The following is a 7,241-nucleotide window of genomic DNA, read 5'->3' on the forward strand; positions in this document are numbered from 1 at the left end:
GGCCGAGCCGTCGCCCGGGCCCTGACCTGCGCCGTCGCCCGAGCCGTTGCCCGAGCCCCGGCGGCCCCGGCCGCGGCCGGAGGACCCGTTGCCGGACCGCACGGTCTGACCCATGGTCACGAGGTCGTCCGCGTCGGCCGCGCTGTCCGGGTGGCGCACGAGCTCGGCCAGCTCGTCGGCCGTCACGACCGTGTCCGCGACCGCCCGGTACGCGCTCGCCGCGGGACCCGCCGTGATGATCGTGACGCGGCGGTCCGCGGCGCGGCACCGCAGCGCCAGGGGCGTGAAGTCGGCGTCGGCCGAGAGGATGACGAACTCGTCGTAGTGCGTGGACGCCGCGAGCGCGTCGACCGCGTCGAGCACGAGGTTGATGTCCGCGCTGCTCTTGCCCTGCTGCGTGAGGGACGGGCAGTCGACCACGCTGAAGCCGGCGCGCGTGAAGTTGGGCCGGAACTGGGAGAACGCCGAGGGGTTCAAGTAGCAGGCCCGGATGAGGAAGCGGCGTGAGAAGTCGCCGTCGACGTCGCTGCCGCTCTCGAGCGCGCGAAGCCAGTGACCGGGCGAGCCGGCGAAGGCCTCGGCCGCGGCCGGGTCGAGGCGACGCAGCCCCAGGTAGACGTTGTCGAAGTCGACGAACAGCGCGCAGCGCAGGCGTCGACCGGTCTCGGGGTAGCCGATGTCGGTGGTCACCCGGGCATCCTCTCGCGCCCTGCCCCGTCGCGGCGCCCGGGGCGCCTGGTTACGGTGGCGAGGACGACGGCGAGGAGACCGCGGCGAGGCGCCCAGCCCGCACCGCGGCGCCGTCGCCCTCGCCCGAGGAGGACCATGGCCAACCCCACCGTCGCCGAGCAGCTGATCCGGATGCTCCGCGACGCCGGCGTCGAACGCGTCTACGGCGTCGTCGGCGACAGCCTCAACCCCGTGGTCGACGCGATCCGCCGGACCGACGGCATCGAGTGGGTGCACGTGCACAACGAGGAGGCCGGCGCCTTCGCCGCGGCGGCGGAGGCGCAGGTCACGGGCAGGCTCGCGGTCTGCGCAGGGTCCTGCGGGCCGGGCAACACCCACCTCCTCCAGGGCCTCTACGACGCCCAGCGCTCGGGCGCACCGGTGCTGGCCATCGCGTCGCACATCCAGACGGCCGAGATCGGCACGGGCTTCTTCCAGGAGACGCACCCCGAGCGGACGTTCCAGGACTGCAGCGAGTGGTGCGAGGTCGTGACGCCCGCGCAGATGCCGCGGGCCCTGCGGGTCGCGATCCAGACCGCCCTCGGCCGTCGCGGCGTGTCGGTGCTCGTCCTGCCGGGCGACGTCGCGGGCGCGGAGTCCGGCAACCCGACCGTGCCGAGCGTCGTCGCGCCGGGACCGTCGCGCGTCGTGCCGCCGCCGGACCAGGTCCGTGCGCTCGCCGACGCGCTCAACGCGGCCCGCACCGTGACGCTCTTCTGCGGCGCCGGCACACGGGATGCGCACGCCGAGGTCATGCAGCTCGCGGAGGCCGTCCTCGCACCCGTCGCCCACGCGCTCGGCGGCAAGGAGTGGATCCAGCACGACAACCCGTATGACGTCGGCATGAGCGGCCTGCTCGGCTACGGCGCCGCCCACAAGGCGACGCACGAGGCGGACCTGCTGCTCATGCTCGGCACGGACTTCCCGTACGCGAACTTCCTCCCCCAGCGGCGCACGGCCCAGGTCGACGCCGACCCGGTGCGGCTCGGCCGGCGCACGCCGCTCGAGGTCGCCGTCGTCGGCGACGTCGGCGAGACCATCCGCGCCGTGCTGCCGCTGCTCGAGCGCAAGACGGACCGCCGGTTCCTCGACGGGATGCTCCGCGAGCACGCCGAGTCGCTCGAGAAGGTCGTCGGGGCCTACACGCGTCAGGTCGAGACCATGCGACCGATCCACCCGGAGTGGGTCGCGGCGCAGCTCGACGACCTCGCGGCGGACGACGCCGTCTTCACGGTCGACACGGGCATGTGCAACGTGTGGGCCGCGCGCTACCTCACGCCGAACGGCCGACGCCGCGTCATCGGCTCGTTCCGGCACGGCAGCATGGCCAACGCCCTGCCGCACGCCATCGGCGCCCAGCTCGCCGACCGGTCGCGCCAGGTCGTCAGCATGTCCGGCGACGGCGGCCTGGCGATGCTGATGGGCGAGCTGCTCACGGTCCGGCTGCACCGCCTGCCCGTGAAGATCGTGCTCTTCAACAACGCGTCCCTCGGCATGGTCAAGCTCGAGATGATGGTCGACGGCATCGTCGAGTTCGGGACCGACCACGAGGCCACCGACTTCTCGGCGATCGCCCGTGGCGTGGGGATCGACGCGATCCGGGTCGAGGACCCGGCGCTCGTCCGCGAGTCGCTCGCCGACGGCCTCTCGCGTCCCGGACCGGTGCTCATGGAGTTCGTCACCGACGCCAACGCCCTCTCGATCCCGCCCGCCATCACGGCCGAGCAGATCAAGGGCTTCGCGCTCTCGGCGAGCAAGACGATCCTCGGCGGCGGCGTGGGGAAGATGGTCGACCTGGCGCGCGCGAACCTCAGGAACATCCCCCGGCCCTGAGCCGACAGGACCGGGACCGGCTCGGACGAGGACCGGCTCGGACGAGGACCGGCGTTCGGAACGACCAGACCCGCGCTCAGCCCTCGCCCAGGACCCAGGCGAGCTCACGCCGCAGCAGCGCGAGGCGCGAGGGGCTCTCGTACGAGCGCACGTCGTGACCGAGCGCGTCGTACAGGACGCGGTGCGGGCCGGGCGCCGCCCAGACGACCGGACGGTCGACGCCGTCGTGCCGCGTGGTGACGAGCACCTGGCACCCGGCGTCCACCTCGAGGTCGCAGTACTGCTCGTCCGTCGCGACGACGTCGTCCAGGCCGCTCGTGACGGGGTGTGCGTCGGGCCGCACGGGCGTGAACGTGGCCTCGCCGAGCGGCGGGTGCCACGAGCCCTCGTGCCAGCGCCCGCCGAGCATCGCGCGCCAGCGCGCGTCGTCGGTGAAGGTGTTCGCCGACTGGTGCAGCGCGAGGACGCCCGCACCCGCCGCGACGAGGTCGGCGAGCCGGTCGTGGAAGCCGCGCCACGCGTCGTCGTCGCCGTCGAAGCCGGGGTCCACGCGACCCGAGCCGGCGTTGACGACGACGGCCCGGAGCCCGGTCACGCCGTCGAGCACGTCGGGGAACGTGCTGCGCAGCCGGGCGTCGACGCCCTGCGCGCGCAGCACCGCCACGACCTCGGCCGACGTCGCCGCGTGGTCGTGCCACGGGTCGGCGTACCGGCCGCGACCGCTGAGCACGAGCACCTCGGCTGCCATGGGGCGACCCTAGGCGCCCGTGGCGTGCACGGCGCCGCGGGCGCCCGCGGGAAGCACCTCGTTGCCCGCCTCGGCGATCGCGCCGGTCGTGGCGTCGACCGCGTCGGTCGCGTCGGTCGCGTGACGATCGGTGCCGGTCCCCGACGGGCCGTCGCTGCCGGCGCCCGCCGACGGGCCCTGCTCGAGCGTCTGACGCAGCGGCAGAGCCTTGATGAGCACCGACGCGACCACCGCCAGGACGCCGAGCGGGACGGCCGCCAGGAAGACGTCGTGCAGCGCGTCGGCGAGCCCCTGGCGCACGGCCAGCGCGACGGCGTCCGGCAGCGTGCCGAGCGCGGACGGGTCGAGCACGGCGCCGGCGTCGATGCCGCCCTCGGGCAGCGAGGCGGCCGCGTCGGCCGGCAGGTGCTCGGGGATCGCCGTGGCGATGCGCGAGCTCATGATGGTGCCGAGCACCGCGACCCCGACGGTCGCACCCGCGCTGCGGAAGAACTGGGTCGCCGCGGTCGCGACCCCGAGGTCCCGGCGGTCGACGGCGTTCTGGACGATCAGGGTGTACGTCTGCATCGCCCCACCGAGGCCCACGCCGATGACGACCATCGCGACGCTGAGCTGCAGCTCCGACGAGCCGTGGTGCATGCGCGTGAGCAGGAGGAAGCCGCCGGTCAGGACGAGCGTCCCGGCGACCACGAAGGCCTTGTACCGGCCCCAGCGCGTGATGAGCAGGCCCACGACGATCCCGACGAGGATCATCGCCGCGCTCATCGGCATGACGATGAGGCCCGAGCTCGTGGCGCTCACGCCCAGCACGCCCTGGGCGTAGACCGGGATGTAGAAGATCGCGCCGAACATGCCCATCGAGACGAAGAAGCCGGCGAGGTTCGCGAGCGTGAAGACCGAGCTGCGGAAGAGGCGGAGCGGCAGCACGGGCTCCTCGGCGCGCAGCTCGATCGGCACGAACACGGCCAGGAGCACGGCGCCGGCACCGAGGAGGCCGAGGATCTGCACCGAGTCCCAGGCGTACGTCGTGCCGCCCCACGAGGTGGCGAGCAGGATCGCGACGAGCGCGGCGGACAGCGTGAGGATGCCCGCGACGTCGACCTTCGCGCGTCGCTGGACGTGCGGCAGGTGCAGGAACCGGACGATCACCACGAGCGCCACCACGCCGACGGGCAGGGCGGTGAAGAACAGCCAGCGCCAGCCCCAGTGGTCGGTGATGAACCCGCCGAGCAGCGGGCCGGCGATCGAGTTGAGGCCGAACACGGCCCCCATGAGGCCCTGGTACTTGCCGCGCTGCCGGGGCGGGATGATGTCGCCGATGATGGTCTGGGACAGCGTCATGAGCGCGCCCATGCCGAGGCCCTGGACCGCTCGCGCGCCGACGAGCCACCAGAAGTCCTGCGCGAGCCCGGCCAGCACCGAGCCGGCCATGAACACGACCAGTCCCGCGATATAGAAGGACCGGCGCCCGTACAGGTCGGACAGCTTGCCGACGATCGGGACCACGACGGCCGACGCGAGCATCGCCGCGGTGGCGAGCCAGCTGTAGTGCTCCATGCCGCCCAGCTCGCTCACGATGATCGGCATGGCGGGCGACACGATCGTCTGGCTCAGCGCCGCGACGAGCATGCCGAGGACGAGGCCGATGAAGACGCGGCGTGCGTCCCGGTCGAGCGTGTGCGGGATCGCGGCGTTCGCGGTCGCGGTGCGCGCGGCGGAGGTGGTGGCGGGGGCGGTGGTGGAGCGTCTGGGCACCCGACGACGGTACGCCGAACTTGCAGTGACTGCAAGTTCGCACCATCTGCAGTTTTGCAGACTCCGCAAGTGACGTACGCTGGGTGTCATGGATCCCGTCGTCCCGGACTCCCTCCGCGAGCGCAAGAAGCGCTCGACCCGCCGCGCGCTGAGGCTCGCCGCGCTGTCGCTCGTGGCCGAGCACGGTCTGGACGGCGTGACCACCGACGAGATCGCGGCCGCGGCGGACGTCTCGCCGCGCACGTTCTTCAACTACTTCGCCGGCAAGGAGGACGCGCTCGTCGGCAACGACCCCGAGGTCGCCGGCCAGCTCGCCGCCGAGCTCACCGCGCGGCCCGCGGACGAGGCGCCGCTCGACGCCCTCCGCGCCGTCCTCGACGCCTACGCCGCCACGGTGTCGATCGACGAGACGTTCTGGTCGCTGCGCGCGCGCGTGCTCGAGGCCCATCCCCACCTGCGCGCCGCGCTCGCAGGGTCGTCCGCCGACCTCGACCGGGCGCTGACGGAGGCGCTCGCGCGCCGGATGGGCGCGCCGCCCACGGACCTGTACCCCGCGCTCGCGGTCGCCGTCGCGACGAGCGCCGCGCGCACCGCGCTCTGGTACGCCGGGACCACAGGCTTCACGCGGCCGTTCCGCGACGTCGTCGGCGAGGCCTTCGACGTCCTGGCCGCGGGGCTGCCCGCGCCCCTGGCGCTCGGCCGGTGACCTCGGGCGCCACGGCGCTTACGCTGGGCCCGTGGACCTGCTCTCGAGGAACGCGGTCGAGCTCCGCGGCGAACCGGGGGCACCACCCCTGGTCCTCGCCCACGGCTTCGGCTGCGACAAGTCGATGTGGCGCCACGTCGCCCCTGCCTTCGAGGCGACGCACCGGGTCGTGACGTTCGACCTCGTGGGCGCGGGCGCCTCGGACCTCTCGGCCTACGACCCGGTGCGCTACGCCCGCCTCGAGGGGTACGCCGAGGACCTCGTGCAGGTCCTGGAGGCGGTCGACCTCGGTCCCGCCGTCGTCGTCGGGCACTCGGTCAGCGCGACCATCGCGCTCCTCGCGGCGGCCGAGCGGCCCGAGCTCTTCGACCGGCTCGTCCTCGTCTGCCCGAGCCCGCGCTACGTCGACGACGACGCCTACCGCGGCGGGTTCACGGCTGCCGAGATCGACGAGCTCCTCGCGACCATGGACGACAACTACCTGGGCTGGTCGCAGTTCATCGCGCCGGTGATCATGGGCACCCCGGACCGGCCGGAGCTCGGGACGGAGCTGACGAACTCGTTCTGCCGGACGGACCCGGCCATCGCGCGCCGCTTCGCCCGCACCACGTTCCTCTCCGACAACCGTGCGGACCTGAGCCGCGTGACGACGCCCGCGCTGGTGCTGCAGAGCCGTGAGGACGTCATCGCGCCGCCGGAGGTCGGCCGCTACGTGCACGAGCACCTGGCGGGGAGCGAGCTCGTCGTGCTCGACGCCGTCGGCCACTGCCCGAACCTCAGCGCGCCCGACCAGGTCGTCGCGGCCATCACCGCCTACCTGGAGCCCGCGCTCCGGTGACCGGCCGCACCGCGGAGCCGGCGGGCGACCGGACGGACCACGCACCGACGACGCGGGACGACGACGCCTGGCACGTCGCCCCGGTCGCGCTGCTGCGGACCGACCTCGACGGGACGGTCGTCGTCGCGAACCGGACGCTGCTGGACTGGCTGGGGACTGCGCAGGACGACGTCGTGGGGCGCCGGCTCAGCTCGCTCCTCTCCGTCGGTGGACGCATCTACTGGGAGACGCACCTCGGTCCCCTGCTGCGCATGCAGGGCGGCTTCGACGAGGTCGCGGTCGAGCTTCATGCGCAGCGGAGACCCGCGGGCCGGCTGCCCGTGCTGATGTCCGCCCGGGTCGGCGCCGACGGCATCGACGTCGCGCTGAGCCGGGCGAGCGAGCGGTCGCGGTACGAGCGCGAGCTGCTGGCCGCCCGCACGGCCGCGGAGGTCTCCGCGGGCGCGCTCTCGACGCTGCAGCACGTCACCGCGGCGCTCTCGGTGGCGTCCGGCGTCGACTCGGCCGCGCGGGCGCTGCTCACGACGGCGGTCGAGCACCTCGGTGCCCGCTCGGCGGCGCTGTGGCTGCCCGACGACCGGGGGGCGCTGCGCCGGCACCGGCCGGCCGGGGGCCGGTCCGTCACCGAGCCC

The 7,241-nt window shown here is 73.9% G+C and carries 7 protein-coding genes; 4 read left to right on the forward strand and 3 right to left on the reverse strand.

Going from position 1 to position 7,241, the window contains the following annotated elements:
* Nucleotides 1-690, reverse strand: a 690-nt coding sequence (locus ICW40_RS16600) for an NYN domain-containing protein (protein ID WP_308121873.1), incomplete at its 3' end; no start/stop codon positions are given.
* 135 nt (nt 691-825) lie between these two features.
* Here ICW40_RS16600 and ICW40_RS16605 point away from each other — a divergent pair.
* Entirely contained in the window at nt 826-2,562 is a 1,737-nt protein-coding gene (locus tag ICW40_RS16605) for a pyruvate dehydrogenase (RefSeq protein WP_221655121.1), read from the forward strand.
* Between the two features lie 76 nt (nt 2,563-2,638).
* Here the strand turns inward: ICW40_RS16605 and ICW40_RS16610 are convergent, their stop codons facing one another.
* Nucleotides 2,639-3,310 carry a ThuA domain-containing protein gene (locus ICW40_RS16610; protein ID WP_221655122.1) on the reverse strand — a complete coding sequence of 224 codons (672 nt, stop codon included), beginning with the start codon at nt 3,308-3,310 and terminating at the stop codon, nt 2,639-2,641.
* 9 nt (nt 3,311-3,319) lie between these two features.
* Entirely contained in the window at nt 3,320-5,065 is a 1,746-nt protein-coding gene (locus tag ICW40_RS16615; protein WP_308121874.1) for an MDR family MFS transporter, read from the reverse strand.
* 88 nt (nt 5,066-5,153) lie between these two features.
* On the opposite strand from ICW40_RS16615, the gene ICW40_RS16620 reads away from it, so the two are divergent.
* The 3 genes from ICW40_RS16620 to ICW40_RS16630 form a co-directional block, all read left to right on the forward strand.
* The gene (locus tag ICW40_RS16620) at nt 5,154-5,771 is read left to right on the forward strand and encodes a TetR/AcrR family transcriptional regulator (protein WP_221655124.1); all 618 of its coding nucleotides are present in this window, start codon (nt 5,154-5,156) and stop codon (nt 5,769-5,771) included.
* Between the two features lie 31 nt (nt 5,772-5,802).
* Nucleotides 5,803-6,609 carry an alpha/beta fold hydrolase gene (locus ICW40_RS16625; protein WP_308121875.1) on the forward strand — a complete coding sequence of 269 codons (807 nt, stop codon included), beginning with the start codon at nt 5,803-5,805 and terminating at the stop codon, nt 6,607-6,609.
* Nucleotides 6,606-7,241: PAS domain-containing protein (locus ICW40_RS16630; protein ID WP_221655125.1), on the forward strand; the 636-nt coding region annotated here is incomplete at its 3' end. The genes ICW40_RS16625 and ICW40_RS16630, both read left to right, overlap by 4 nt.

This window comes from Actinotalea ferrariae (assembly GCF_019733465.1).
GTDB classification, from domain to species: domain Bacteria; phylum Actinomycetota; class Actinomycetes; order Actinomycetales; family Cellulomonadaceae; genus Actinotalea; species Actinotalea ferrariae_A.